The organism is Nocardioides luti (assembly GCF_014212315.1).
Classification (GTDB): domain Bacteria; phylum Actinomycetota; class Actinomycetes; order Propionibacteriales; family Nocardioidaceae; genus Nocardioides; species Nocardioides luti.
This window is the reverse complement of sequence record NZ_JACKXE010000001.1, coordinates 338,289-361,554: the sequence shown is the minus strand read 5'-3', so window position 1 is coordinate 361,554 and position 23,266 is coordinate 338,289. Positions and strand designations below refer to the sequence as shown.

The following is a 23,266-nucleotide window of genomic DNA, read 5'->3' as shown; positions in this document are numbered from 1 at the left end:
GAGACCCTCAGCCACCGCGCAGCTCGTTCTTGAGCACCTTGCCGGACAGGTTCCGCGGCAGCGCGTCGACGAACTCGACCCGCCGCGGCGCCTTGAAGTTCGCCAGCCGCTCGCGGCTGAAGGCGATGACGTCGTCAGCGGTCAGGCTCGCGCCGGCGGCGCGCACGACGTACGCCGTCCCGACCTCGCCCATCCGGTCGTCGGGCACCCCGACGACCGCGACGTCGGCGACGCCGTCCAGCCGGGCCAGGGCCTGCTCGACCTCGGCCGGGTAGACGTTGAAGCCGCCGGAGATGTACATGTCCTTGAGCCGGTCGGTGATCGTCAGGTTGCCCTCCGCGTCGAGCCTGCCGACGTCGCCGGTGTGCAGCCAGCCGTCCTCGTCGATCGCCTCGGCCGTCGCGGCCGGGTCGTCGAGGTAGCCCTGCATGACGTAGTCGCCGCGGACCAGCAGCTCGCCCGCGCCGTGCTCGTCGGGGGCGTCGATGCGGGTCTCCATGCCGGGGACCGCACGCCCGCACGTGGTCGCCACGAGCTCGGCCGGGTCGCCCTCGCGGCACATCGTCACGACCACGGCCTCGGTCATCCCGAACGCCGTGACGACCTGGTCGATGCCCAGCCCCTCCGGCGCCGACGCCCGCATCCGCTCGATGAGCACGACGGGGACGACGGCGGCACCGGTGACGGCCAGCCGCAGCGACGACAAGTCGCGCGCGGCGCGGCCCGGTGCGCCCAGCAACGACTGGTAGATCGTGGGAGCGCCGGGCAGCAGCGTGATCCGCTCCCGCTCGATCAGGTCCATCGTCGCGTCGAGGTCGAAGGTCGCGACGGGGTAGAGCGTCGCGCCCGTCAGCAGCCCGACCACGATGCCGATCTTGTAGCCGAAGGAGTGGAAGAACGGGTTGACCACGAGGTAGCGGTCGTCCTGCCGCACGCCGCCGAGCTCCGCCCACGCCCGCGCCACCCCGATGGTCTGGCGATGCGCCGACATCGCGCCCTTGGACCGGCCGGTCGTGCCGGAGGTGAAGAGGATGTCGGCGACGTCGTCGGGGGTGCGGCTCCCGTGCCCCATCGGGTCGTTCTGCTGCGAGAAGTCGACCAGGTGCTCCAGCGTGCTGACCGTCAGCAGGATGTCCCGGTTCGGGTCCGTGGGGTCCCCGATCCCGGCAGCGCGCAGCTCTCCCACCTGGTCGCGGCCGAGGAAGCCGTCGTCGACCACGACCATCCGGGCGTCCGTGCGCCGCACGACGTCGGCGACCTCGTGCCCGGTGTAGCGCGAGTTGACCGGGACCAGCACGGCGCCGGCGTACGACACCGCGAGGGCCGCGACGGCCCAGTCGATGCTGTTGGGGCCCCACAGCACGATCCGGTCGCCGCAGCACGCCCCGTTGCTCACGTAGGTCGCGCTGGTGGTCTCGACGAGGTGCAGCAGCTCGCGGTACGACACCGTCCGTCGCTGGTCGCCGACGCCCTCGACGTACGCCGGGTGGTCGCCGAACCGCTCCGCGGCGTCGCGGAGCAGGGCGGGCAGCGTCTCCAGACCAAGCATTTGCTTGGTAGGCTACCACTCGTGGACCTGACCTACTCCGAGACGGACCAGGCCTTCCGCGCCGAGGTGCGGGCCTGGCTCGAGGAGCACCTGAGCGGCGACTTCGCCGCGCTCCGGGGGCTCGGCGGCGCCGGTCGCGACCACGAGGCGCTCGAGGAGCGGCTCGCGTGGAACAGGCACCTGGCCGCCTACGGGTGGACCTGCCTGGGCTGGCCGGAGGAGCACGGCGGCCGCGGGCTGAGCCTGCTGCAGCAGGTGATCTTCCACGAGGAGTACGCCCGCGCCGACGCACCCGCCCGGGTCAACCACCTCGGCGAGGAGCTTCTGGGCCCGACCCTGATCGCGTTCGGGACCCCGGAGCAGCAGCGGCGCTTCCTGCCGCGCATCGTGGCGGTCGAGGAGCTGTGGGCGCAGGGGTACTCCGAGCCCGGCGCGGGCTCCGACCTCGCGAACGTGCAGACGAAGGCCCGGCTGGTCGGCGACCCCGGGGCGCAGCACTGGGTGGTCGACGGCCAGAAGGTGTGGACGTCCAACGCGCACTTCTCCCAGTGGTGCTTCGTGATCGCGCGGACCGAGCCCGGCTCCGAGCGCCACCACGGGCTGTCCTTCCTGCTCGTGCCGCTCGACCAGGACGGCGTCGACGTGCGCCCCATCGAGCAGCTGACCGGCGGGTCGGAGTTCAACGAGGTCTTCTTCACGGGCGCGACCACCGACGCCGACCTGGTCGTCGGCGAGCCCGGCCGCGGCTGGGGCGTGGCGATGGGGCTGCTCGGCCTCGAGCGCGGGGTCTCGACGCTGGGCCAGGTCGTCGCCTTCGGCCGCGAGCTCGACGCGCTCGTGGCGCTCGCCCGGGAGAACGGCGCGATCGACGACCCGCTGCTCCGCGACCGGCTCGCCGACGCGACGGTCGGGCTCTCGGCGATGCGCGCCCACGCGCTGCGCGGCCTCGCCGCCGTCACCGGCGGCGACGACTCGTCCGCCGGCGGGGGAGCCGCCTCGATCTTCAAGCTGGCCTGGGCGCGCTGGCACAAGCGGCTCGGCGAGCTCGCCATGGACGTGGCCGGCCCGTCCGGCCTGGTCGCGCGCGGCGACGGCTCGACGTACGACCTCGACCCGTGGCAGCGGCTCTACCTCTTCTCGCGCGCCGACTCGATCTACGGCGGCAGCGACGAGGTCCAGCGCACGATCCTGGCCGAGCGCGTGCTCGGCCTTCCCCGAGAGGCACGTGGATGACAGCGACCCGACCCGAGCAACCCGTCCCCGACTACGTCGCCGGCCACGACCTGCTGGCGGGCAAGGTGGTGGTCGTGACGGCCGCGGCCGGCGCGGGCATCGGCGCCGCCGTCGTACGCCGGGCGCTCGAGGAGGGGGCGAAGGCCGTCGTCTTCAGCGACACCCACGCGCGGCGCCTCGCCGAGGCGGAGGAGGCGCTGGCGGCCGAGTTCGGCGCCGACCGCGTCCGGCAGCTGGTCTGCGACGTGACCGACGAGGCCCAGGTGACCGCGCTCCTGGACGTGGCCGACGAGCTCGGTGGCGTGGACGTGATGGTCAACAACGCCGGGCTGGGCGGCACCGCGAGTGTCCTGGAGATGACCGACGAGCAGTGGCTCCGGGTCCTCGACATCACCCTGACCGGCACCTTCCGCTGCGTGCGCGCTGCCGGCAACCGGATGGTCGCCGCGGGCCGTCGTGGCGTCATCGTCAACAACGCCTCGGTGATCGGCTGGCGCGCGCAGGAGGGCCAGGCGCACTACGCGGCCGCCAAGGCCGGCGTGATGGCCCTGACCCGCTGCTCGGCGCTTGACCTGGCGCCCCACGGCATCCGCGTCAACGCGGTCAGCCCGAGCCTCGCGATGCACCCGTTCCTCGCGAAGGTCACCTCCGACGAGCTGCTCCACGAGCTCAAGCAGCGCGAGGCCTTCGGCCGCGCCGCGGAGCCGTGGGAGGTCGCCAACGTGATGGTGTTCCTGGCCAGCGACTACGCGACCTACCTGACCGGCGAGGTCGTCTCGGTGAGCAGCCAGCATGCCTGACGCGACGGAAGGGAGCGCGACCCGGCGCGAGGAGCTGCTCGCCATCGCCGCGGGTCTCTTCGCGGAGAAGGGCTTCAAGAACACCACCGTCCGCGACATCGCGGACGCGTCCGGGATCCTGTCCGGCAGCCTCTACCACCACTTCGACTCCAAGGAGTCGATGGTCGACGAGATCCTCCGGACCTTTCAGGAGGAGCTGTTCGGGCAGTACGACGCGATCCTGGCCAGCGACGCCGGCCCCCTCGACCAGCTCGAGCAGGCCGTCGTCGTCTCGTTCGAGGCGATCGACAAGCACCGCGACGAGGTGGCGATCTTCCAGAACGAGGCCGCCCACCTGCTGACCTTCGAGCGGTTCGGCTACCTCGCCGAGCGCAACGAGCAGTCCCGCGACGTCTGGCTGACGCTGCTCCGCAACGGCATCGAGGCCGGCGTGCTGCGCGACGACCTCGACGTCGAGCTGACCTACCGCTTCATCCGCGACACCGTCTGGGTCGCGGTGTCGTGGTACCGCCCCGGGGGCCGGCGGACCCACACCGAGATCGCCCGCCAGTACCTCTCGATCCTCCTGGAAGGGATCCACTGTGCCTGAGGCCTACCTCGTCGACGCCGTGCGGACACCGGTCGGCAAGCGCGGTGGCGCGCTCGCGGGCGTCCACTCCGCCGACCTCGCCGCCCACACGCTGACCGCGCTGATGGAGCGCACCGGGGTCGACCCGGGTGCCGTGGACGACGTCATCCTCGGTTGCTGCGACACGATCGGCTCGCAGGCCGGTGACGTCGCCCGCACCGCCTGGCTCGTCGCCGGGCTGCCCGACCACGTCCCGGGCGTCACCATCGACCGGCAGTGCGGGTCATCGCAGCAGGCCGTCCACTTCGCCGCCCAGGGGGTCATGTCCGGCACCCAGGACCTCGTCGTCGCCGGCGGCGTGCAGAACATGAGCGCGATCCCGATCTCGGCGGCGATGCTCGTCGGGCAGCAGTACGGCTTCTCCACGCCGTTCGCCGAGTCGCCGGGCTGGCGGGCGCGGTACGCCGACCAGGAGGTCAGCCAGTTCCGCTCCGCCGAGATGATCGCCGAGCGCTGGGAGATCACCCGCGAGGACATGGAGGCCTTCGCACTGGCCTCGCACGACCGGGCGCGCACCGCGATCGCGGAGGGCCGCTTCGCCGGCGAGATCGCGCCGGTGACCCTGGCCGACGGCAGCTCCTTCGACACCGACCAGTGCCCGCGCGAGACCTCGCTCGAGAAGATGGCCGGCCTGCAGCCGCTGGCCGAGGGAGGCCGGATCACCGCGGCGGTCGCCTCGCAGATCTGCGACGCCTCCAGCGCCGTGCTCGTCGCCTCCGAGCGGGCCGTCCGCGAGCACGGGCTGACCCCGCGGGCCCGGGTGCACCACCTCAGCGTCCGGGGCGACGACCCCGTCTGGATGCTCACCGGTCCCATCGAGGCGACCCGACACGCCCTGGCGCGCACCGGGCTCGCGATCGACGACATCGACCTCTTCGAGTGCAACGAGGCCTTCGCCTCCGTGGTGCTCGCGTGGATGAAGGAGACCGGTGCCCCGCACGACCGGGTCAACGTCAACGGCGGCGGGATCGCGCTGGGGCACCCGATCGGCGCGACCGGCACCCGGCTGATGACGACCCTGCTGGCCGAGCTCGAGCGCACCGGCGGCCGCTACGGCCTCCAGACGATGTGCGAGGGCGGCGGCCAGGCCAACGTGACCGTCGTCGAACGTCTCTGACGGCCGGATCGCTCCCGCAGACATTTGCAGGTCCGTGCATTGCACAGTCCTGCACGCCGGAACCGTTGACCACAAACCTTCCGGAGGAACAGGCTCCGCACGGTTCAAGTTGTCGCACGCCTCGCGCGCGGCCGGACCATTCCTGTTCGTCAGATCCGGGTTCCCTCGAGCCCTCATGAATGGAGTGTCGTGTGAAACGACTCGTCGCCGGGGGCTTCACAGCAGCCCTCATCTCGGCGGTGGCCATCGTCTCCGTGCCCACCGGTGCGGACGCATCCTCGGTCAACCACGCAGCACGGCCCAGCGGCGCGGACGCGCACGCCCGGGCCACCTCGTCCGCCCGCCAGCTGATCGCCGACCGCGCCCCCGCCCTGCGCATCGGCGCGCACGACGGCTTCCGGGCCCGGCCCGTGCAGTCCTCCCAGGGCCTGCAGTACGCGTCGTACGACCGCACCTACCGCGGCCTGCCCGTCATCGGCGGCGACTTCGTCGTCGTCACGGACTCGCGCGGCAAGGTGCTGGACACCTCGGTCGCGCAGACGCGTCCCACCCGGCTCGCCTCGGTGACGCCGCGGGTCGGCAAGGCCGCCGCCCGCGCCACCTCGGCCCGCCAGGTCAAGGGCCCGCAGGTCGGCGCCACCCGCCTGGTCGTCGTGCAGCGTGGCGCCTCGCGCCTGGCCTGGGAGACCCTGGTCACCGGCACCCGCGCCGGCGAGGCCTCGCGGCTCTCGGTGTACGTCGACGCGCTCACCGGCAAGGTCCTCTCCACCAAGGAGCACGTGCTCGAGGGCACCGGCAGCTCGGCGTACGCCGGCACGGTGACGATCCCGACCACGCTGTCGGGTTCGACGTACTCCATGAAGAACAGCAACGCCGCCACCCTCGTCTGCCAGGACGCCGCGACGAACGTGACGTTCTCCGGCTCCGACGACTCGTGGGGCAACGGTGACGCCACCAACCGCGAGACCGGCTGCGTGGACGCGTTCTACAGCGCCGAGCAGGAGCGGCAGATGCTGTCGACGTGGCTCGGCCGCAGCGGCATGAACGGCTCCGGCGGCTGGGTGCCGATCCGGGTCGGCCTCAACGACGTCAACGCCTACTACGACGGCACCCAGGTCCAGGTCGGCCACACGCAGACCGGTGGCAAGTGGATCGGCTCCATCGACGTGGTCGCCCACGAGTTCGGCCACGGTGTCGACGACACCACGCCCGGCGGCATCTCGGGCAACGGCACCCAGGAGTTCGTCGCCGACACGTTCGGCGCGGCCACCGAGTGGTACGCCAACAACGGCACCGACCGTCCCGACTACACCGTCGGCGAGCAGGTCAACCTGGTCGGCAGCGGCCCGATCCGCTACATGTACAACCCGTCCCTCGCGGGCGACGCCAACTGCTACTCGTCGTCGACCCCGACGTCCGAGGTGCACTCGGCCGCCGGCCCCGGCAACCACTGGTTCTACCTGCTCGCCGAGGGCACCAACCCCACCGACGGCCAGCCGACCAGCCCGACCTGCAACAGCACCACGCTGACCGGCATCGGGATCCAGAAGGCCATGAAGATCATGTACAACGCGATGCTGATGAAGACGTCGACGTCGTCGTACCTGAAGTACCGCACCTGGACGCTGACCGCAGCCAAGAACCTGGACGCCACCTGCGCCCAGTTCAACGCCGTCAAGGCCGCGTGGAACGCCGTCAGCGTCCCCGCGCAGACCGCTGACCCGACCTGCACCGCGGGCGGCTCGGCCGTCTCGGTCACCAACCCGGGCAACAAGTCCGGCACGGTCGGCACCGCGATCTCGTCCTTCACGCTCGCGGCCAGCGGCGGCACCTCGCCCTACACCTGGACGGCGACCGGCCTCCCGGCCGGCGTCACCATCGGCGCCTCCAGCGGCACCGTGTCGGGCACGCCCACCACGGCCGGGACCTACTCGGTCACCGCCACCGCGAAGGACGCGGCCGGCGCCACCGGCTCGACGTCGTTCACCTTCACCGTCAGCGGCTCCGGTGGTGGCACCTGCTCCGGCCAGAAGCTCGGCAACCCCGGCTTCGAGACCGGCAGCGCGGCTCCCTGGACCGCGTCCACGGGCGTCGTGGACAGCAGCACCGGCGAGGCGGCGCGCACGGGTTCGTGGAAGGCGTGGCTCAACGGCTACGGCGCCACGCACACCGACACGCTGTCGCAGTCGGTCACCATCCCGGCCGGGTGCAGCGCGACGTTCTCGTTCTACCTGCACATCGACAGTGCCGAGACGACCACGACGTCGGCGTACGACAAGCTGACCGTCAAGGCCGGCTCGACCACGCTGGCGACGTACTCGAACCTGAACAAGGCCACGGGCTACGTGCTGAAGTCGTTCAACGTCTCGTCCTTCGCGGGCCACACGGTGACGCTGAGCTTCAGCGGCACCGAGGACGCCTCGCTGCAGACCAGCTTCGTGCTGGACGACACGGCGCTCAACCTGAGCTGACCGGGAACGCCTGACCGATCACACGGGAGCGGTCGTCACCCTCGGGGGTGGCGGCCGCTCCTGCTTGCGCCGGTCGGCGATCAGCATCACCAGCAGCACGAGGTAGCTGACGAGGACCACCGCGGCGGCGCCGAAGGCGATCGTGTAGCTCGCGCTGAGCGCGGCGTCGCTGGGGCCGAAGACCTGGGTGAGCAACGAGATGTGGCTGTCGTCGGTGTCGCCGAAGTCCGGCATGAAGGCGCCGAAGACGAACATCGCGACCCACACGACCACCTGGGTCACGGCCTGGCTGCCCGTCAGGGACCGGGGTCGTCCGGGCTGGGTGAAGGCCAGGATCGTGGTGACGAGCAGGGCGATGAGCAGCACCGGCACGACCGACAGCATGAAGATGAGGAAGAACCACCCACCCACGCCGAAGACGACCCGACCGAACCAGACCCAGACGATGAGCACCAGGTTGACCGGGATCATGAGGAGGAGGGTCCGTCGACCGAGGGTGTTCACGCGCCGAAGGATAATCGGGATGCACGCCGGCCGTCCGGGCTTCATGCTCGGTCCATGGAGATCGTCGAGCTCGACCCGGACGACCGGGAGGCGGTGCGCGGGTACGTCACCGTGACCAACGCCGTACGCCGTGCCGGCGCCCCCTGGGAGCACGACATGACCGAGCGCGAGGCGGCCGGGCTGTTCCGCTACGGCTGGGACCTCGAGCCCGCCGTCGGCTACGTGGCGCGGGTCGACGGCGCGCCGGTGGCGATGGGGGAGTACGCCGTCAGCCGGCGCGACAACCTGCACCTGGCCTGGCTCGACGTCGAGGTGCACCCCGAGCACCGGCGCCGCGGCCACGGCTCGGCCCTGCTCGCGACGCTCCTCGAGCGGGCCCGCTCCGAGGGCCGCACGACCGTCGGCATCGGCTGGTGGGAGGCGGACGCGGCGCGTGGCTTCGCGGAGGGCCACGGCTTCGAGGAGAAGCACGTCGAGGTGGGGCGTCGCCAGGTGCTGGCCGACCTCGACCGGGCGGCGCTCGACGCGGCGTACGACGACGCGCGGCCGCACGCCGCGGCGTACGACCTGGTCCGGCGCCTCGGGCCGACGCCGGAGGAGGAGCTCGAGGCGATGGCCGTGATGACGGCGGCGATCAACGACGCGCCGCTCGGCGGCCTCGACATCGAGGACGAGGTCTACGACGCCGAGCGGATCCGGGCGTACGAGACGGCGATGGAGGGGCGCGGCATCCGGCCGTACAAGGTCTTCGCCCGGCACCGCGGGACCGGCGAGCTCGCGGGGGTGACCGTGGTCGGGGTCGACACCGAGCGGCCGGAGATCGGCGAGCAGCACGACACCTCTGTCGTGGCCGCGCACCGCGGGCACCGGCTCGGGCTCCTGCTGAAGCTGGAGATGCTGCGGTGGCTGCACGAGGCGGAGCCGCAGCTCGCGACGATCGACACGTGGAACGCCGAGGAGAACCGGCACATGATCGACGTCAACGAGGTGCTGGGGTACGTCGTGCTCGGCCGGGCGGTCTCCTTCCAGCGCAAGCTGTGAGCGCGCGCGACCCGGCTCAGACCACGTGTGCGGCGGCGCGGCGCAGCTCGTCGGCCGCCCGGGTGACGACCCGGTCGATGAGCTCCTCGCAGCTGGGCAGGTCGTCGATCACGCCGACGACCTGACCGCTGGCGAGGACACCGGCCGTGGTGTCGCCGTCGACGAGGCCGGCCTTGAGCATCGTGGGGGTGTTGGCGGCGAGCGTCATCTGGGCGAGCGTGCGCCCCTGCGTCCGGCGCATGCTGCGCCCGTCGCGGGCCAGGTCCAGCCAGCCCATCCCGCTGGTGCGCTTGAACTCCAGCGTCCGCCGGGCGGTCGGGACGAGACGGCGCAGGGCGCTGCCCTCCTCGATCTCCTCGACCAGGTCGGTGCGCAGCATCCGGTGCGGCATCCCGTCGACCTTGGCGGTGACGACGGTGTCGGTGAGCCCCCGGGCGAGGTAGAGCTCCTTGACGGCGTCCGGCACCGCGCTGTCCCGGGTGAGGAGGAACCGCGTGCCCATGCCGACCCCCGCGGCGCCGTACGACAGCGCGGCCGCGAGGCCGCGCCCGTCGAAGAAGCCGCCGGCGGCGACGACCGGGATGTCGACGGCGTCGAGCACCGTCGGGAGCAGCAGCGTGGTCGGCACCGGGCCGGTGTGCCCGCCGCCCTCGCCGCCCTGGACCATCACGGCGTCGGCGCCCCAGGCCGCGACCTTCTCGGCGTGCCGGGCCGCACCGATCGACGGCATCACGACGATGCCGTGGTCCTTGAGTCGCTTGATCAGGTCCTGCTTCGGGGCGAGCGCGAACGACGCGACCTTGACCCCGTGCCTGATCAGCAGGTCGCAGCGGTCGACCGCGTCACCCGCGTCGGCGCGGAGGTTGACGCCGAACGGCGCGTCGGTGCGGGATCTCACCTCGACGATCGCGTGCTCGAGCTCCTCGAGGGACATCGTGGCGCTGGCCAGGAGGCCAAGGCCGCCGGCGTTGGCGGTGCCGCTGACCAGGCGCGGCCCGGACACCCAGCCCATCCCGGTCTGCACGACGGGGTGGCGGACACCGGTCAGGTCGGTGAGCGGGGTGCGGAGCAGCTGCTCGATCACGCGGGGACCTCCTTGAAGCGCAGCCCCTTCGGGTCGAGGACCTCGCGGATGATCACGAGCTCCTCGAGGGTGGGCTCGCGGGTGGTCACGACGTCGGCGGGCACGTCGAGGTCGAAGCCGGTGGCCTCGCGGACCTCGTCGGCCCCGACGCCCGGGTGCAGGCTCAGCACCCGCAGGGTGTCGCCCTCACCGCGCACGTCGAGGACGGCCAGGTTGCTGACGACCCGGTGGATGTCGTTGAAGCGCGCCGCGGCCGGGCCGGCCTCGCGTGCCCGGGCCGGACCGACACCGGAGACGACGTCGACCTGCTCGACGAAGACGCGGGGGGAGTGCTTCGGGACCCAGTACGACGTGCGGTTGTTGACCGTGTTGCCCGGTGCCCCGCGCGAGCCGAGCAGCTGGCGCCGCGGCCGGTCGAAGTCGCCGATCGCGCTGATGTTCTGGTTGCCGTGACGGTCCACCTGGGTGGCGCCCATCATCACGTGCCGCCGGCCGTGGGCGACCACGTCGAAGACCTTGCGGAAGGGGATCCAGCCCTCGACGACGACGCCCTTCGCGAACAGCGGCGGCACCCCGGCCAGGAACAGCGACTCCCCGTCGGAGATGACCAGGTCCGGGTTGCTGGTCAGCTTCGCGAGGCGCACGCCGAGCATCGGCAGCAGCCCCATCGGGCTGGCGAACAGCTCGCCGTCGTCGCGGAAGGCGTCGGCGATCGCCGCGGCGCAGACGTCCGCGCGGGTGGCCTGCTCGCTCATGCCTGCTCCTCGTGGAACGCGCGCACCGCGCGCTGGTAGGCCGCCTCGTCGCCGGACAGGAAGCGCTCCTCGAACGCCGCCCAGTCCTCGTCGCTGGCGGCCGCGGCGGCGGCGTACGCCTTCTGGAAGGGCTCGTCGCGCTCGTAGTCGGGCGTGCAGGTCGTGAAGTGCGCGCCGTTCGGCGTCTCGACCACGCCGGTGACGAGCATCCGGCTGAGCAGCAGCCGCTGGACCGGGGTGTCGACCGTGAGGCCCGCGGTGTCGACGACCTGCTCGACGCTCAGGTAGGTGCGGTCGGCCGCCATCGCGAAGAGGTCGTCGAAGTAGGGGTCGGGGCCGAGGTACGTCGCGTTGCCGTGCCGGTCCGCCCGGTTCAGGTGGACCAGCGCGACGTCGAGCCGGAGGGCCGGCACCGCGACGAGCTCCTCCTGGACGCCCGTCTCCGGGTCGGCGTACGGGCTGGTGACGGTGGCGATGTCGGGGTTGTGGACGAGGACGTCCGAGCCGAGGCCCGCCCGCATCGGCAGGAACGGCAGCCGCTGCGCGGCGGCCCGGAGGCCGGTCTGGAACATGCCCTCGTCGAGCTCGACCACCTCGGGGATCGTGCCGGCCTGACGGGCGCGCTGGAAGTTCGGCTCGAGCGGGACGCTGTCGAGCGAGACGAACGCGTAGACGAGCCGGCGGACCTTGCCGGCGCGCACCAGCAGCCCGACGTCGGCGCCGCCCCAGCTGACGATCGTGAGGTCGGTGAGGTCCGAGCGGAGGATCGCGCGCACCAGGGCCATCGGCTTGCGGCGCGGCCCCCAGCCCCCGATCCCGATCGTCATGCCGTCGCGCAGCTGGGCCACGACCTCGTCGACCGTCATCCGCTTGTCGCGGGGTGTGGCGCTCACCTCTCCTCCCGCGCGCTCTGCCGATTCACGAACGAGTCCCGCAGGTCGTCGCTGACGCCCATCAGGTTCAGCTCCATCGTGAAGCCCTGCTCGAAGCGGTAGCTCGCGTTGACGTCGACGGGGTCGATGCCGTTGAGGCACTCCTTGGCGGCCCGGATCACGCGCGGGTCCTGGGCGGCGATCTCACCGGCGACCTGGAGCGCGGCGTCGTCGAGGCGGTCGCGGGGGACCACCTCGAGCACGCTGCCGTGCGGCACCAGCTCGGCCGCGGTGATGGTCCGGGACGTGTAGTAGAGCGTCCGCATCAGGTGCTGCGGCACCAGCCTCGCCATGTGGGTGGCGGCGCCGAGGGCGCCCTGCTTGACCTCCGGGACGCCGAAGTAGGCGTCCTCGCTCGCCACGACGCAGTCGGCGTTGCCGACCAGCCCGACGCCGCCGCCGAGGCAGTGGCCGTGCACGGCGGCGACGACGGGCACGGCGCACTCGTAGACCGCCTTGAACGCAGCGAAGCAGCCCTTGTTCGCGCCGAGGAGGGCGTCGAAGCCGGTCGTGCTCTGCATCTCCTTGATGTCGACCCCGGCGTTGAAGCCCCGGCCCTCGGCGCGCAGCACGACCACGCGGGTCGCGGTGTCCGCGCTCGCCTCGTCGAGGGCGCCGGCGAGGTCGAACCAGCCCTGCACGGTCAGCGCGTTCACCGGCGGGTGGGACATCGTCACGACGCGGATGCCGTCGTCGCGGAGGTCGGAGGTGATCGTCATGCACGCTCCTGGGTGGGGTGACGGGGGCGGTGGATCGGACAAACCTAACGCTTGCTTGGTAGGCTACCAGCATGACGCTGGCCCTCGACCTGACCGGACGCGTCGTGCTCGTGACCGGCGGCAGCGCCGGCATCGGCGCGGGCATCGCGTCGGTGTTCGCCGCGGCCGGCGCGGTCGTGGTGACGTGCTCGCGGACCCCCTCCGACCCGGCGCCCGGCACCGAGCACCGCGTCTGCGACGTCCGGGACGTCGAGGCCGTGGCCGCGCTCGTCGACGGGATCGTCGCCGACCACGGCCGCCTCGACGTGCTGGTCAACAACGCCGGGGGAGCGCCGTACGCCCTGGCGGCGGACGCCTCGCCCCGCTTCCACGACAAGGTCGTCGGCCTCAACCTGCTCGCGCCGCTGGCGATGGCGCAGGCGGCGAACGCGGTGATGCAGCGCCAGGCCGCCGGCGGCGCGATCGTCAACATCTCCTCGGTGTCCGCGCTGCGGCCCTCGCCCGGCACGGCGGCCTACGGCGCCGCCAAGGCCGGGCTCGACGCGCTCACCCAGTCGCTCGCGGTGGAGTGGGCGCCGCGCGTGCGGGTCAACGCGATCGACGTCGGGCTGTGCCGGACCGAGAACACCGACGACCACTACGGCGGCGACGCCGGGGTCGTCGCCATCGAGCGCACCATCCCGCTCGGCCGAATGGCCACCCCGGTCGAGGTCGGGCACGTCGCGGCGTTCCTGGCGTCCGACCTGGCGTCGTACGTCTCCGGCGCGCGCGTGGCCTGCCACGGCGGCGGGGAGCCGCCCGCCTTCCTGTCCGCCCTTCCCTCTGTGCCCCAGGAGACCTCGTGACCCAGCTTCTCGACGGACGCGTCGCCATCGTGACCGGGGCGGGGCGCGGCATCGGCCGGGCGCACGCCCTCGAGCTGGCGCGCCACGGCGCCGCCGTCGTGGTCAACGACTTCGGTGTCTCGCTCGCCGGCGAGGGCACGGGGGAGTCGCCCGCCGAGGAGGTGGTCGCCGCGATCGTGGCCGCGGGAGGCCGGGCGGTCGCGAATGCCGCCGACGTCGCGGACTTCGCCGACTCGGCGGCGCTGGTCGAGCAGGCGGTCACGACGTACGGCGGCCTCGACATCCTCGTCAACAACGCCGGCTTCGTCCGCGACCGGATGCTCGTCAGCACCTCCGAGGAGGAGTGGGACGCGGTCATCCGCGTGCACCTCAAGGGGCACTTCGCCATGCTGCGGCACGCCGGCGCGTGGTGGCGCGCGGAGGCCAAGGCCGGCCGCACCCGCGCCGCACGGGTCGTCAACACCTCGTCCGGCGCCGGGCTGCAGGGCTCGGTCGGGCAGGCGACGTACTCCGCCGCCAAGGCCGGCATCGCCGGGCTCACGCTGGTGGCGGCGCAGGAGCTGGGGCGCTACGGGGTGACCGTGAACGCGATCGCCCCCGTCGCCCGCACCCGGATGACCGAGGGCGCCTTCGACACCTCCGCCATGGCCCTGCCCGAGGACAACTCACCCGTCGTCGCCTGGCTCGCTTCCGTCGACTCCGCCGACGTCACCGGCCGCGTCCTCGAGATCGACGGCGCCCGCCTCACCCTCGAGACCGGGTGGGCGCACGGGCCATCCGCTGTGGCTGCGGTGGGTGCTGATGGTGGTGCTGGCGGTGCTGGCGGTGCTGGTGCGAGGTGGGACGCGCGCGACGTCGGTGCTGCTGTCCGGGCTCTTGTGGCGGAGGCGCCTGCGCCGGAGCCGGTGTACGGGGCGTAGCAGTTTCACCGGGTACCCGGTGAAACTGGCGCTTGTGTCATGGAACTCCATGACACAAGCGCCAGTTTCATGACAGGAGGCCGGTCAGGCCGCCCGGTTCATCAGCCGCCGAATGCGGGCCGCGGTCTGCTCGGGACGGAAGAGGTCGGCCCACACCACGCGGATCATCTGCCAGCCTGTGGTCTCGCGCAGCCGGTCCTCCCGCGCCTTCTCGCGCATCACCGTCTCCTCGATGGTCTCGCCCTGGAGTCTCAGGCGCAGGTACTTCGACTTCCCGTCGAACTCACCCAGCAGGCGGTGGTGCGGCCAGGCGAGATCGGTGCGGCCGACCAGCACTCCGTTGTGGTCGTAGACGTGCCACTGCAGTTCGGGTCGCGGCAGGCGCATCCGCCGGCACAAGCCGCGCCACAACGTCTCGCCAACGGACTCGGATCGGCCGTCCGCCAGGTCGAGAACGAGGCGTACGGCGAGTCCGTGAGGCCAGTCCTGGCGCGTGGCGTGGCACATCCGGAGCTCGTCGAGGGTGGTGAGCCCGCGATGCAGGAAATCGTCGGCCACCACGACGCCTACGTCGACTCCGTGTCGCGTGGCCACGTCCAGGACGGTTCGCGCCGGGCTCGTGACCCAGTGACCCGTGGGCAGCTTGGTCACGTCGGTCACGTGGCAGGAGCCGTTGTGGTGGACGAGTCCGGCGGTGGCACGACCGCCGCCCTGGAAGTGAGTGAGGTGGATGGCGCGCAGATCGAGCCCCCAGTTCGGCCCGCCGTGGGCGAGACAGGCGCTGTCGTGCGAGAGCGCCACGTGGTCGTCGTACTGGAGCAGGACTGCCTCGCTGATGAGCGCGTGCCGCGCAGGCTCGTCCGACACCTTCCAGACGACACTGCTCGCGTAGGCACCTTGGCGGATCCGGATCAGGTCGCCGCGCTTGACCAGCCGCAGGAGGTGCTTGTCGTCGTACCCGCTCGCGATCGCATCGCGACGTAGCAGCAGCCCGGATGGCGTCATGAGTTCGAGGACCATGGTGATCTGATCCCCGCTCGATCGACCAGGTACGCCGCCGACCTCACATCTGTGGAGAACCCCCGGAGCTCGACCTCCACCACGCCACTGGTGTCAAGAATCTGGCGCTTGTCGGCCGGAATTCCATGACAGGAGCGCCAGTTTCACCGGGTACCCGGTGAAACTTCCCCGAGCCCTCACACCCGCTCCAGCACCGTCCCGGTCGCCATGGCACCACCGGCACACATCGAGATCAGGGCGGTGGAGGCGTCGCGGCGCTCGAGCTCGTGGAGGGCGGTGGTGATCAGGCGGGTGCCGGTGGAGCCGACGGGGTGGCCCAGGGCGATGGCGCCGCCGTTGACGTTGACGCGGTCGAGGTCGACGTCGTGCACCTGGGCCCAGGACAGCACGACGGAGGCGAAGGCCTCGTTGACCTCGAAGAGGTCGAAGTCGGAGATCGCCATTCCGGTGCGCTGCAGGAGCCGGTAGGTGGCGTCGACGGGGCCGTCGAGGTGGAAGTACGGGTCCGAGCCCACGAGGCAGTGGGTCACGATCCGGGCCCGGGGGGTGAGGCCGAGCGCGGCAGCCCGGTCCGAGTCCATGATCAGCACGGCCGAGGCGCCGTCGGAGATCTGCGACGACGTGCCGGCGGTGTGCAGGCCGCCCTCCAGCACGGGCTTGAGACCGGCCAGCCCCTCGAGCGTCGTGTCGCGCAGGCCCTGGTCGGTGTCGACGGGACCGCCGACGGGCCCGTCACCGACGCCAGGACCGGCGTACGGCGCGATCTCGCGCTTGAAGCGCCCCTCGTCGACCGCGGCCCGGGCCTTGACCTGCGAGGCCAGCCCGAACGCCTCCAGGTCGGACCGGGTCAGGCCGCGGTGGCGCGCGATCCGGTCGGCGGCCTCGAACTGGTTGGGCAGGTCGATGTCCCAGTCGTCCGGCCGGGGGTCGCCGAGGCCGGCAGGGACGTTCGCGCCCAGGGGGATGCGCGACATCGACTCGACGCCGCACGCGACGCCGGCCGTGATGGTGCCGGCGGCCACCATGTCGTGCACCAGGTGGGCCGACTGCTGGCCGGAGCCGCACTGCGCGTCGATGGCGGTGCCGCCGGTGTGCCGGGGCAGGCCGGCGTACAGCCAGGCCCGGCGGACCATGTCGTTGGACTGCTCGCCGGCCTGGGTGACGACGCCGCCCACCACCTGCTCGATCTCGTCGGGGTCGATCCCGGCGCGGCGCAGCACCTCCGCCTGCGCGAAGCCCAGCAGTGCGGCGGGATGGACGCCGGACAGCCACCCGCCCCGCTTGCCGAGGGGAGTGCGGACTGCGTCGACGATCACCGGGGTGCCCATGACGCAAAAGTAGAACACGTTCTCGTTCGCCCACAAGCGCCCGGGGACGCGCACGGCAAAAACTCGGCCGCACCCGCCCGGCGACCTTCACAACATTCCGGGAGTATGTAACGATCACCACTAGAACACGTTCCAGTATTGCCGTCCGACCAGCACCGCCGCCAGCAAGGAGCTCCCGTGACCACGACCGACGTCATCCCCGAAGGCTTCGACTTCACGGACCCGGACGTGAACTGGGCCGCGATCCCGCACGAGCAGTTCCTCGCGCTGCGGAAGAACGCCCCGGTCCACTGGGTCGAGCAGCCCCAGGCGTCGCGCGACGGCATGTCGGTCGAGTCCGGCACCGGCTACTACGCGCTGTCGAAGCACGCCGACGTGGCCGCGGTCTCCAAGAACAGCAAGGACTTCTCCTCCTCGGAGAACGGCGCGATCATCCGCTTCCAGGAGGGGATGCTGCGCGACATGGTCGAGCTGCAGCGCGTGATGCTGATCAACCAGGACCCGCCCGAGCACACCTCGACGCGACACATCATCAGCCGCGGGTTCACCCCCCGCGCGATCGGCGCCCTCGACGTGATCATGCGCGAGCGGGCCACCCAGATCGTCCAGGAGGCCGTCCAGCGGGGCACCGGCAACTTCGTCGACGAGGTCGCGGCCGAGCTCCCGCTCCAGGCGATCGCCGACCTCCTCGGCGTCCCCCAGGAGGACCGCCGCAAGCTCTTCGACTGGTCCAACCAGATGCTCGCCAACGAGGACCCCGACTACGCCGGGGAGCCGGACGTGGCCGCCGCCGAGATCCTCGGCTACGCGATGACGATGGCCGCCGACCGCAAGGAGAACCCCCGCGACGACCTCGTCACGAAGCTGGTGCACGCCGACAAGGACGGGCGCGGGCTCAACGACGACGAGTTCGGCTACTTCGTCATCATGCTGACCGTCGCCGGCAACGAGACGACCCGCAACGCCATCACGCACGGGATGAACGCCTTCCTCGACAACCCCGACCAGTGGGAGCTGTGGAAGAAGGAGCGCCCGGCCACGATGGTCGACGAGGTGATCCGCTGGGGCACCCCCGTCAACGTCTTCCAGCGCACCGCGCTCCGCGACGTCGAGGTCGGCGGCGTGACCGTCAAGCAGGGCGAGCGGGTCGGGCTGTTCTACGGCAGCGCCAACTTCGACGAGGACGTCTTCGACGACCCGTACACCTTCGACATCACCCGCTCGCCGAACCCGCACGTCGCCTTCGGCGGCCACGGCGCGCACTACTGCATCGGCGCCAACCTGGCCCGCCAGGAGGTGAGCCTGATCTTCGAGGCGCTCGCCGACCACGCGCCCGACATCACCAAGCTGGCCGAGCCCAAGCGGCTCCGCCACGGGTGGATCCACGGGCTCAAGGAGCTCCAGGTCAAGTACGCCTGAGAGGGCGTACGCCGAGACCTCAGCCGCGGGCGGTCAGCACGACCGGACCGTCCGCGGTGATCGCGATGGTGTGCTCCATGTGCGCGCCGCGCGAGCCGTCCGCGCTGCGCAGCGTCCACCCGTCGGCGTCGGTGTAGATCTCGTCGGTCGTGTGCAGGAACCACGGCTCGATCGCGATCACCAGGCCGGCGCGCAGCGGGAAGCCGCGGCCCGGGCGGCCGTCGTTCGGGATGTGCGGGTCGCCGTGCATGGTCCGGCCGACGCCGTGGCCGCCGAACTGCGTGTTGATCCGCAGCCCGGCCGCGCGGCCGACCTCGGCGATCGCGTGCGAGATGTCGCCGATCCGGTGGCCGACGGTCGCGGCCGCGATGCCGGCCGCGAGCGCGCGGTCGGTGGTCTCGATCAGCGCGAGGTCCTCGTCGCGGGGCGTCCCGACGACCAGGCTGTACGCCGAGTCGGCGACCCAGCCGTCGACGCTGGCCGCGAAGTCGACGCTGAGCAGGTCGCCGTCGCGCAGCCGGTAGTCGTGGGGGAGCCCGTGCAGGACCGCGTCGTTCACCGACGTGCAGAGCACCTTGCCGAACGGCGAGGCACCGAACGACGGGTGGTAGTCGAGGTAGCACGACTCCGCGCCGCGCTCGCGGATCATCTCGTGGGCCAGGGCGTCGAGCTCGAGCAGGTTCACCCCCACGTCGGCAGCCTCGGCGAGCCGGGTGAGGACGGAGGCGACGAAGCGCCCGGCGGGGCGCATCTCCTCGATCTGGGTCGGGGTGCGGAGCTCGATCATGACCCGAGCCTAGAGAACGGCACCCCCGCGGGAAGAACCGGCGGCGCGGCGGTGTTGCGCGTCACATGACCGATCTCGCCGACCGCAGCATCGCGGCCCTCCGCGCCCACCACGACGAGCTGGCCGCGCTGGTCGCGACGCTCGACGACGACGCCCTCGCCGGCCCCTCCGGCGCCTCGGAGTGGACCGTCGCCCAGGTCCTCTCGCACCTCGGCAGCGGCGCCGAGATCAACCTCGGCTCCGTCACCGGCACGCCGACCGACAACCAGCAGGTCTGGGACCGCTGGGACGCCGCGTCCCCGCGCGAGCAGGCCGACGGCTTCGTCGAGCACGACGCCCGCCTCGTCGAGACCTTCGAGGCGTACGACGCCGACGAGCGCGCCACGCGCACGGTCGACCTGGGCTTCCTGCCCGAGCCGGTGCCGTTGGTCACCGCCCTCGGGATGCGACTGAACGAGGTGGCCGCCCACGCCTGGGACGTCACCGTCGGCATCGACCCAGCCGCGACGCTCCGTGCGGACTCGGCCGCGCTGCTCGCCGAGCACTTCTCGGGCGGGATCGGCTTCCTGCTCGGCTTCGTGGGCAAGCCCGACCGGCTGGCCGAGCCGGCCACGGTGGCCCTGGGCGACTCCGGTTACGCGGTCGTCGTCGACGACGGCGTACGCCTCGTGACGGAGGCAGGTGCACCCACCGCGACCCTGGAGGGACCGCTCGAGGCCGGCGTCCGACTCCTCAGCGGTCGCCTGAAGCCGGAGCACACCCCGGCCGGCGTCGACGTCAGCGGCAACGTCACGCTCGCCCAGCTGCGCGAGGTCTTCCCGGGCTACTGAGGCCGGAGCCCCGCGAGGCTCAGCTCGTCGGCGGCTCGGCGCCGACGACCCACATGGCGAAGAACTGCGACCCGCCGCCGTAGGCGTGCCCCAGGGCGCGCCGCGCCCCGTCGACCTGGTGCTCGCCGGCCAGCCCGCGCACCTGCAGGGCCGCCTCGGCGAAGCGCAGCATCCCGGACGCGCCGATCGGGTTCGACGACAGCACGCCGCCCGAGCAGTTCACGGGCAGCACGCCGTCGAGCGCCGTGCCCCCGGACTCGGTGAGCCGCCAGCCCTCGCCCTCGGCGGTGAAGCCGAGGTTCTCCAGCCACATCGGCTCGAACCACGAGAACGGCACGTAGATCTCGGCCGCGTCGATCTCCTCGAGCGGGTTCGTGATGCCCGCCTGCTTCCAGAGGTACGCCGCCGCGTCCCGGCCGGCCTGCGGGTTGACCTGGTCGCGCTCCGCCGCCGAGGTGGCCTCGGAGCGCATCACGGTGCCGTGGATCCACGCCGGGGCGGTGGCCCCGCGGGCGGTGTCCTCGTCCGCGATCACCAGCGCGCAGGCGCCGTCGGACGACGGGCAGGTCTCGTCGTAGCGGATCGGGTCCCACAGCATCTGCGAGGCCAGCACCGACTCGACGGTGGTGTCGGGGTTCTTGAGGTGGGCGTAGGGGTTGAGCAGGGCGTTCTGCCGGTCCTTGGCCGCGACGATCGCCCCCACGTGCGTGGGCGCCCCCGAGCGGCGGATGTAGGAGCGGACGTGCGGGGCGAAGTAGCCACCGGCGCCGGCGTGCACGGGCATGTTGAACGGCACCGGCACCGAGAGCGCCCACATCGCGTTGGACTCGGACTGCTTCTCGAAGGCCACGGTCAGCACCCGCCGGTGCACGCCCGCCTGGACGAGCGACGCCGCGACGATCGCGGTCGAGCCGCCCACCGAGCCGGCGGTGTGCACGCGGAGCAGCGGCTTGCCGGCCGCGCCGAGCGACTCCGCCAGGAACAGCTCCGGCATCATCACGCCCTCGAAGAGGTCGGGCGCCTTGCCGACCACGATCGCGTCGATGTCGTCGAGCGTCAGCCCGGCGTCCTCGAGCGCCCGGTCCATCGCCTCGCGGCACAGGCCCGCCATCGAGACGTCCTCCCGCTTGGCGCGGTGGTGCGTCTGGCCGATGCCGACCACGGCCGCCGGCTGCTTGCTCACGACTGTCCCTCCATCACGCACACGAGGTTCTGCTGCAGGGCCGGCCCGCTGGTCGCGTGGCCGAGCACCTTGGACGCGCTGCCGTCCCAGACCCGCCGGGCGGCCTCGCCGATCCGGATCAGCCCGCCGGTGAACATCGGGTTCCCCGCGAGCGGTCCGCCGGACGGGTTGAGGCGTACGTCGTCGGGCAGCCCGAGCTCGCTGCGCAGCACCAGCTCCTGGTGGCTGAACGGCGCGTGCAGCTCGGCGACCTCGAGCCCGTCGAAGTCGGCCGACCGGGCGGCCGCAGCCGCCGAGGGGGAGCGGGTCAGGTCGCGGCTTCCCATGCTGATCGGGTCGACGGAGTGCGCGATGCTCGTGATCCAGGCCGGCCGGTCGGCGACGCTGCGCGCCCGGTCGTCCGCGGCCAGCACGATCGCCGCGGCCCCGTCGGTGACCGGGGCGCAGTCGTGCTTGCGCAGCGGGTCGGCGTACATCGGCCGGGCCAGCAGCTCATCGACCGACGAGCCGCCCCGGCGCACGGCGTACTCGTTCTTCTCGGCGTCCGTCAGCGAGCGGTTGACCACCTCGGCCATCGCGCGCTCGTCCCAGAGCGCGGCGTCGATGCCGGCGCGGGCCTGCAGGCCGGCCAGGGACACGGTGTCGGGCCACAGCGGCGTCATGTTGTAGGGGTCCAGCTGCAGCGCGAGCGTCCGGCGCAGCACGCCGGCCGACGACTTGCCGAAGCCGTAGACCAGCGCGGTGTCGACCTCGCCCGTCTGGATCTTCAGCCAGGCCTCGTAGAGCGCCCACGCGGCGTCCATCTCCACGTGCGACTCGTTGACCGGCGGGATCACGCCGATCGCGTCGACGGCCGAGACGAACGAGAACGACCGCCCGGCGAGGTAGTCCGACGACCCGGAGCACCAGAAGCCGATGTCGTGGCGGTTCCACCCGGTCTGCTCGTAGCACTCGGCGAAGAGCGGCACGAGCAGCTCCACGCAGGTGGGGGAGCCGTCGAACTCGCTCATCTGTCGCTGGGCGAACCCGACGACGGCAACGTCTCTCATGTCACTCTCCGTTGATCGAGCTTGTCGAGATCACAGGTGCTGCTGGTAGGTCGCGAAGTCCGCGTCCGGCTCGCCGGTCGGACGGAAGTGGCTGATGTTCTCGATCGTGGTGCCCCACTCGTCGCGCGGCTTCCACACGGCCTCGACGCGCATGCCCATCCGCACCTCCTCGGCCGGGACGTCGAGGATCAGGTGGAGGAAGGCGATGTCGGCACCGTCGAGCAGGACGTACGCCGAGACGTACGGCGGCGTGATCCGCTGGCCGAGGAACGGCACGTTGACGATGCAGAAGGTCGTGACCGTGCCGACGTGGGCGAGCTCGACCTCGTCGGTCGTGGCCACGCCGTCGACCGGGCAGGCACTGCGCGGCGGCACGTAGACCTTGTGGCAGACCGGGCAGCGCTGGCCGAGGATCCTGCCCTCCAGCAGGCCGCGGTAGAACGCCGACTCCTCCGGCGACGCGGCGTAGAGGTAGTCGAGGGAGACGGGGGTGGTGAGGGTGGTGACGGGTTCGTGGTTTCGAGACGGTTGCTGCGCAACCTCCTCAACCACCGACTCGCTGGTTGAGGAAGGCGCCCTGGCGCCTGTCTCGAAACCACCGTCCGGCTCAAAGCACGCGATGTCGGTGATCGCGCCGACCCGCTCCTCGGCCCAGCGCACCCGCACCCGCATGCCCGTCGAGACGTCGGCGGGGGAGGCGACGTCGAGCGCGTGCAGCAACGGGACGTCGGCCCCGTCGAGGGTGACCAGCGCGAAGGCGAAGGGGCGGTCCAGGGGCTGGCCCTTGACCGGCTCCGGCACCCAGGACCACGACGTGACCGTCCCGGTGGCCGCGACCTCGACGAAGTCGTCGGTGGCGGCGTGCGTCACGGGGTCGTACTCCGGCGGCGGCACGACCACCCGGCCGTCCGAGGTCCGGGCCCCGACCAAGCGGCCGTCGCGGAGCCCTCCGAGGAAGCGGCCCAGGACCGGTCCGACCGAGCGGGTGTAGTCGAAGGCCACCGTCACCGGGGCCGAGAGGGTGCGGGACATGGCACGAAAGTAGAACACGT

The 23,266-nt window shown here is 72.0% G+C and carries 22 protein-coding genes; 10 read left to right on the top strand and 12 right to left on the bottom strand.

Annotation, left to right across the window (positions count from 1 at the left end; all coding sequences use genetic code 11):
• Positions 1-7: 7 nt before the first annotated feature.
• On the bottom strand, positions 8-1,549 hold the full coding sequence (locus H5V45_RS01655; RefSeq protein ID WP_185251331.1) for a FadD3 family acyl-CoA ligase: 1,542 nt from the start codon (positions 1,547-1,549) through the stop codon (positions 8-10).
• Positions 1,550-1,570: 21 nt separating this feature from the next.
• Between H5V45_RS01655 and H5V45_RS01650 the strand changes: the two genes are divergently transcribed.
• The 5 genes from H5V45_RS01650 (at position 1,571) to H5V45_RS01630 (ending at position 7,798) form a co-directional block, all read left to right on the top strand.
• A complete protein-coding gene (locus H5V45_RS01650; protein WP_185251330.1) occupies positions 1,571-2,782 on the top strand; it encodes an acyl-CoA dehydrogenase family protein in 1,212 nt (403 codons plus the stop codon).
• Positions 2,779-3,582, top strand: coding sequence for an SDR family oxidoreductase (locus tag H5V45_RS01645; protein ID WP_185251329.1), 804 nt, complete (start codon positions 2,779-2,781; stop codon positions 3,580-3,582). The genes H5V45_RS01650 and H5V45_RS01645 overlap by 4 nt, the downstream gene beginning before the upstream one ends.
• Positions 3,575-4,171 carry a TetR/AcrR family transcriptional regulator gene (locus tag H5V45_RS01640; RefSeq protein ID WP_185251328.1) on the top strand — a complete coding sequence of 199 codons (597 nt, stop codon included), beginning with the start codon at positions 3,575-3,577 and terminating at the stop codon, positions 4,169-4,171. The genes H5V45_RS01645 and H5V45_RS01640 overlap by 8 nt, the downstream gene beginning before the upstream one ends.
• Positions 4,164-5,327, top strand: coding sequence for an acetyl-CoA C-acetyltransferase (locus H5V45_RS01635; protein ID WP_185251327.1), 1,164 nt, complete (start codon positions 4,164-4,166; stop codon positions 5,325-5,327). The genes H5V45_RS01640 and H5V45_RS01635 overlap by 8 nt, the downstream gene beginning before the upstream one ends.
• A gap of 191 nt (positions 5,328-5,518) precedes the next feature.
• On the top strand, positions 5,519-7,798 hold the full coding sequence (locus tag H5V45_RS01630; RefSeq protein WP_343061373.1) for a M4 family metallopeptidase: 2,280 nt from the start codon (positions 5,519-5,521) through the stop codon (positions 7,796-7,798).
• Between the two features lie 18 nt (positions 7,799-7,816).
• Here H5V45_RS01630 and H5V45_RS01625 read toward each other — a convergent pair whose 3' ends face one another.
• Positions 7,817-8,302: a hypothetical protein gene (locus H5V45_RS01625; RefSeq protein ID WP_185251325.1), complete on the bottom strand. Its 486-nt coding sequence runs from the start codon at positions 8,300-8,302 to the stop codon at positions 7,817-7,819.
• A 54-nt stretch (positions 8,303-8,356) separates the two neighbouring features.
• On the opposite strand from H5V45_RS01625, the gene H5V45_RS01620 reads away from it, so the two are divergent.
• Positions 8,357-9,343, top strand: a complete 987-nt coding sequence (locus H5V45_RS01620; RefSeq protein WP_185251324.1) for a GNAT family N-acetyltransferase — start codon at positions 8,357-8,359, stop codon at positions 9,341-9,343.
• A 16-nt stretch (positions 9,344-9,359) separates the two neighbouring features.
• Here H5V45_RS01620 and H5V45_RS01615 read toward each other — a convergent pair whose 3' ends face one another.
• Genes H5V45_RS01615 through H5V45_RS01600 form a run of 4 tightly spaced genes read right to left on the bottom strand, consistent with a single transcriptional unit; the run spans position 9,360 to position 12,833 of the window.
• Positions 9,360-10,427 carry a nitronate monooxygenase gene (locus H5V45_RS01615; RefSeq protein WP_185251323.1) on the bottom strand — a complete coding sequence of 356 codons (1,068 nt, stop codon included), beginning with the start codon at positions 10,425-10,427 and terminating at the stop codon, positions 9,360-9,362.
• Positions 10,424-11,182, bottom strand: coding sequence for a CoA-transferase subunit beta (locus H5V45_RS01610; RefSeq protein WP_185251322.1), 759 nt, complete (start codon positions 11,180-11,182; stop codon positions 10,424-10,426). Before H5V45_RS01610 ends, H5V45_RS01615 begins: the two co-directional genes overlap by 4 nt.
• A complete protein-coding gene (locus tag H5V45_RS01605; RefSeq protein ID WP_343061372.1) occupies positions 11,179-12,075 on the bottom strand; it encodes a CoA transferase subunit A in 897 nt (298 codons plus the stop codon). Before H5V45_RS01605 ends, H5V45_RS01610 begins: the two co-directional genes overlap by 4 nt.
• Positions 12,072-12,833: an enoyl-CoA hydratase family protein gene (locus tag H5V45_RS01600; protein ID WP_185251321.1), complete on the bottom strand. Its 762-nt coding sequence runs from the start codon at positions 12,831-12,833 to the stop codon at positions 12,072-12,074. The genes H5V45_RS01605 and H5V45_RS01600 overlap by 4 nt, the downstream gene beginning before the upstream one ends.
• A 71-nt stretch (positions 12,834-12,904) precedes the next feature.
• Here H5V45_RS01600 and H5V45_RS01595 point away from each other — a divergent pair, with 71 nt between their 5' ends.
• Positions 12,905-13,678 (top strand): SDR family oxidoreductase, encoded by a 774-nt coding sequence (locus H5V45_RS01595; protein WP_185251320.1) that lies wholly within the window; start codon positions 12,905-12,907, stop codon positions 13,676-13,678.
• Positions 13,675-14,598, top strand: a complete 924-nt coding sequence (locus tag H5V45_RS01590) for an SDR family oxidoreductase (RefSeq protein WP_185251319.1) — start codon at positions 13,675-13,677, stop codon at positions 14,596-14,598. The genes H5V45_RS01595 and H5V45_RS01590 overlap by 4 nt, the downstream gene beginning before the upstream one ends.
• 84 nt (positions 14,599-14,682) lie before the next feature.
• On the opposite strand, the gene H5V45_RS01585 is transcribed toward H5V45_RS01590, so the two are convergent.
• Together H5V45_RS01585 and H5V45_RS01580 are read right to left on the bottom strand one after the other, a co-directional pair.
• On the bottom strand, positions 14,683-15,618 hold the full coding sequence (locus tag H5V45_RS01585) for a type IV toxin-antitoxin system AbiEi family antitoxin domain-containing protein (RefSeq protein WP_185251318.1): 936 nt from the start codon (positions 15,616-15,618) through the stop codon (positions 14,683-14,685).
• A 176-nt stretch (positions 15,619-15,794) separates the two neighbouring features.
• A complete protein-coding gene (locus tag H5V45_RS01580; protein ID WP_185251317.1) occupies positions 15,795-16,946 on the bottom strand; it encodes a steroid 3-ketoacyl-CoA thiolase in 1,152 nt (383 codons plus the stop codon).
• A 177-nt stretch (positions 16,947-17,123) separates the two neighbouring features.
• On the opposite strand from H5V45_RS01580, the gene H5V45_RS22520 reads away from it, so the two are divergent.
• Complete coding sequence (locus H5V45_RS22520; protein WP_185251316.1) at positions 17,124-18,365, top strand: cytochrome P450; 1,242 nt, start codon at positions 17,124-17,126, stop codon at positions 18,363-18,365.
• Between the two features lie 19 nt (positions 18,366-18,384).
• On the opposite strand, the gene map is transcribed toward H5V45_RS22520, so the two are convergent.
• Positions 18,385-19,152, bottom strand: a complete 768-nt coding sequence (gene map, locus H5V45_RS01570) for a type I methionyl aminopeptidase (protein ID WP_185251315.1) — start codon at positions 19,150-19,152, stop codon at positions 18,385-18,387.
• Positions 19,153-19,217: 65 nt separating this feature from the next.
• On the opposite strand from map, the gene H5V45_RS01565 reads away from it, so the two are divergent.
• A complete protein-coding gene (locus tag H5V45_RS01565; RefSeq protein ID WP_185251314.1) occupies positions 19,218-19,982 on the top strand; it encodes a maleylpyruvate isomerase family mycothiol-dependent enzyme in 765 nt (254 codons plus the stop codon).
• Positions 19,983-20,001: 19 nt separating this feature from the next.
• Here H5V45_RS01565 and H5V45_RS01560 read toward each other — a convergent pair whose 3' ends face one another.
• From H5V45_RS01560 to H5V45_RS01550, 3 genes are read right to left on the bottom strand one after another with little or no spacing between them, the layout of a single operon-like run.
• Positions 20,002-21,165 (bottom strand): thiolase domain-containing protein, encoded by a 1,164-nt coding sequence (locus H5V45_RS01560; RefSeq protein WP_185251313.1) that lies wholly within the window; start codon positions 21,163-21,165, stop codon positions 20,002-20,004.
• Positions 21,162-22,214: a thiolase domain-containing protein gene (locus tag H5V45_RS01555; RefSeq protein ID WP_185251312.1), complete on the bottom strand. Its 1,053-nt coding sequence runs from the start codon at positions 22,212-22,214 to the stop codon at positions 21,162-21,164. Before H5V45_RS01555 ends, H5V45_RS01560 begins: the two co-directional genes overlap by 4 nt.
• Before the next feature lie 30 nt (positions 22,215-22,244).
• Entirely contained in the window at positions 22,245-23,246 is a 1,002-nt protein-coding gene (locus H5V45_RS01550; RefSeq protein WP_185251311.1) for a Zn-ribbon domain-containing OB-fold protein, read from the bottom strand.
• Between the last annotated feature and the right edge of the window lie 20 nt (positions 23,247-23,266).

Excerpts from the sequence above, each read along its gene's own strand:
- H5V45_RS01640 (WP_185251328.1), top strand. The coding sequence starts at position 3,575 with ATGCCTGACGCGACGGAAGGGAGCGCGACCCGGCGCGAGGAGCTGCTC.
- H5V45_RS01645 (WP_185251329.1), top strand. The coding sequence starts at position 2,779 with ATGACAGCGACCCGACCCGAGCAACCCGTCCCCGACTACGTCGCCGGC.
- H5V45_RS01550 (WP_185251311.1), bottom strand. The coding sequence starts at position 23,246 with ATGTCCCGCACCCTCTCGGCCCCGGTGACGGTGGCCTTCGACTACACC.
- H5V45_RS01620 (WP_185251324.1), top strand. The coding sequence starts at position 8,357 with ATGGAGATCGTCGAGCTCGACCCGGACGACCGGGAGGCGGTGCGCGGG.
- H5V45_RS01580 (WP_185251317.1), bottom strand. The coding sequence starts at position 16,946 with ATGGGCACCCCGGTGATCGTCGACGCAGTCCGCACTCCCCTCGGCAAG.
- H5V45_RS01655 (WP_185251331.1), bottom strand. The coding sequence starts at position 1,549 with ATGCTTGGTCTGGAGACGCTGCCCGCCCTGCTCCGCGACGCCGCGGAG.
- map (WP_185251315.1), bottom strand. The coding sequence starts at position 19,152 with ATGATCGAGCTCCGCACCCCGACCCAGATCGAGGAGATGCGCCCCGCC.
- H5V45_RS01565 (WP_185251314.1), top strand. The coding sequence starts at position 19,218 with ATGACCGATCTCGCCGACCGCAGCATCGCGGCCCTCCGCGCCCACCAC.
- H5V45_RS01555 (WP_185251312.1), bottom strand. The coding sequence starts at position 22,214 with ATGAGAGACGTTGCCGTCGTCGGGTTCGCCCAGCGACAGATGAGCGAG.
- H5V45_RS01585 (WP_185251318.1), bottom strand. The coding sequence starts at position 15,618 with ATGGTCCTCGAACTCATGACGCCATCCGGGCTGCTGCTACGTCGCGAT.
- H5V45_RS01610 (WP_185251322.1), bottom strand. The coding sequence starts at position 11,182 with ATGAGCGAGCAGGCCACCCGCGCGGACGTCTGCGCCGCGGCGATCGCC.
- H5V45_RS01595 (WP_185251320.1), top strand. The coding sequence starts at position 12,905 with ATGACGCTGGCCCTCGACCTGACCGGACGCGTCGTGCTCGTGACCGGC.
- H5V45_RS01600 (WP_185251321.1), bottom strand. The coding sequence starts at position 12,833 with ATGACGATCACCTCCGACCTCCGCGACGACGGCATCCGCGTCGTGACG.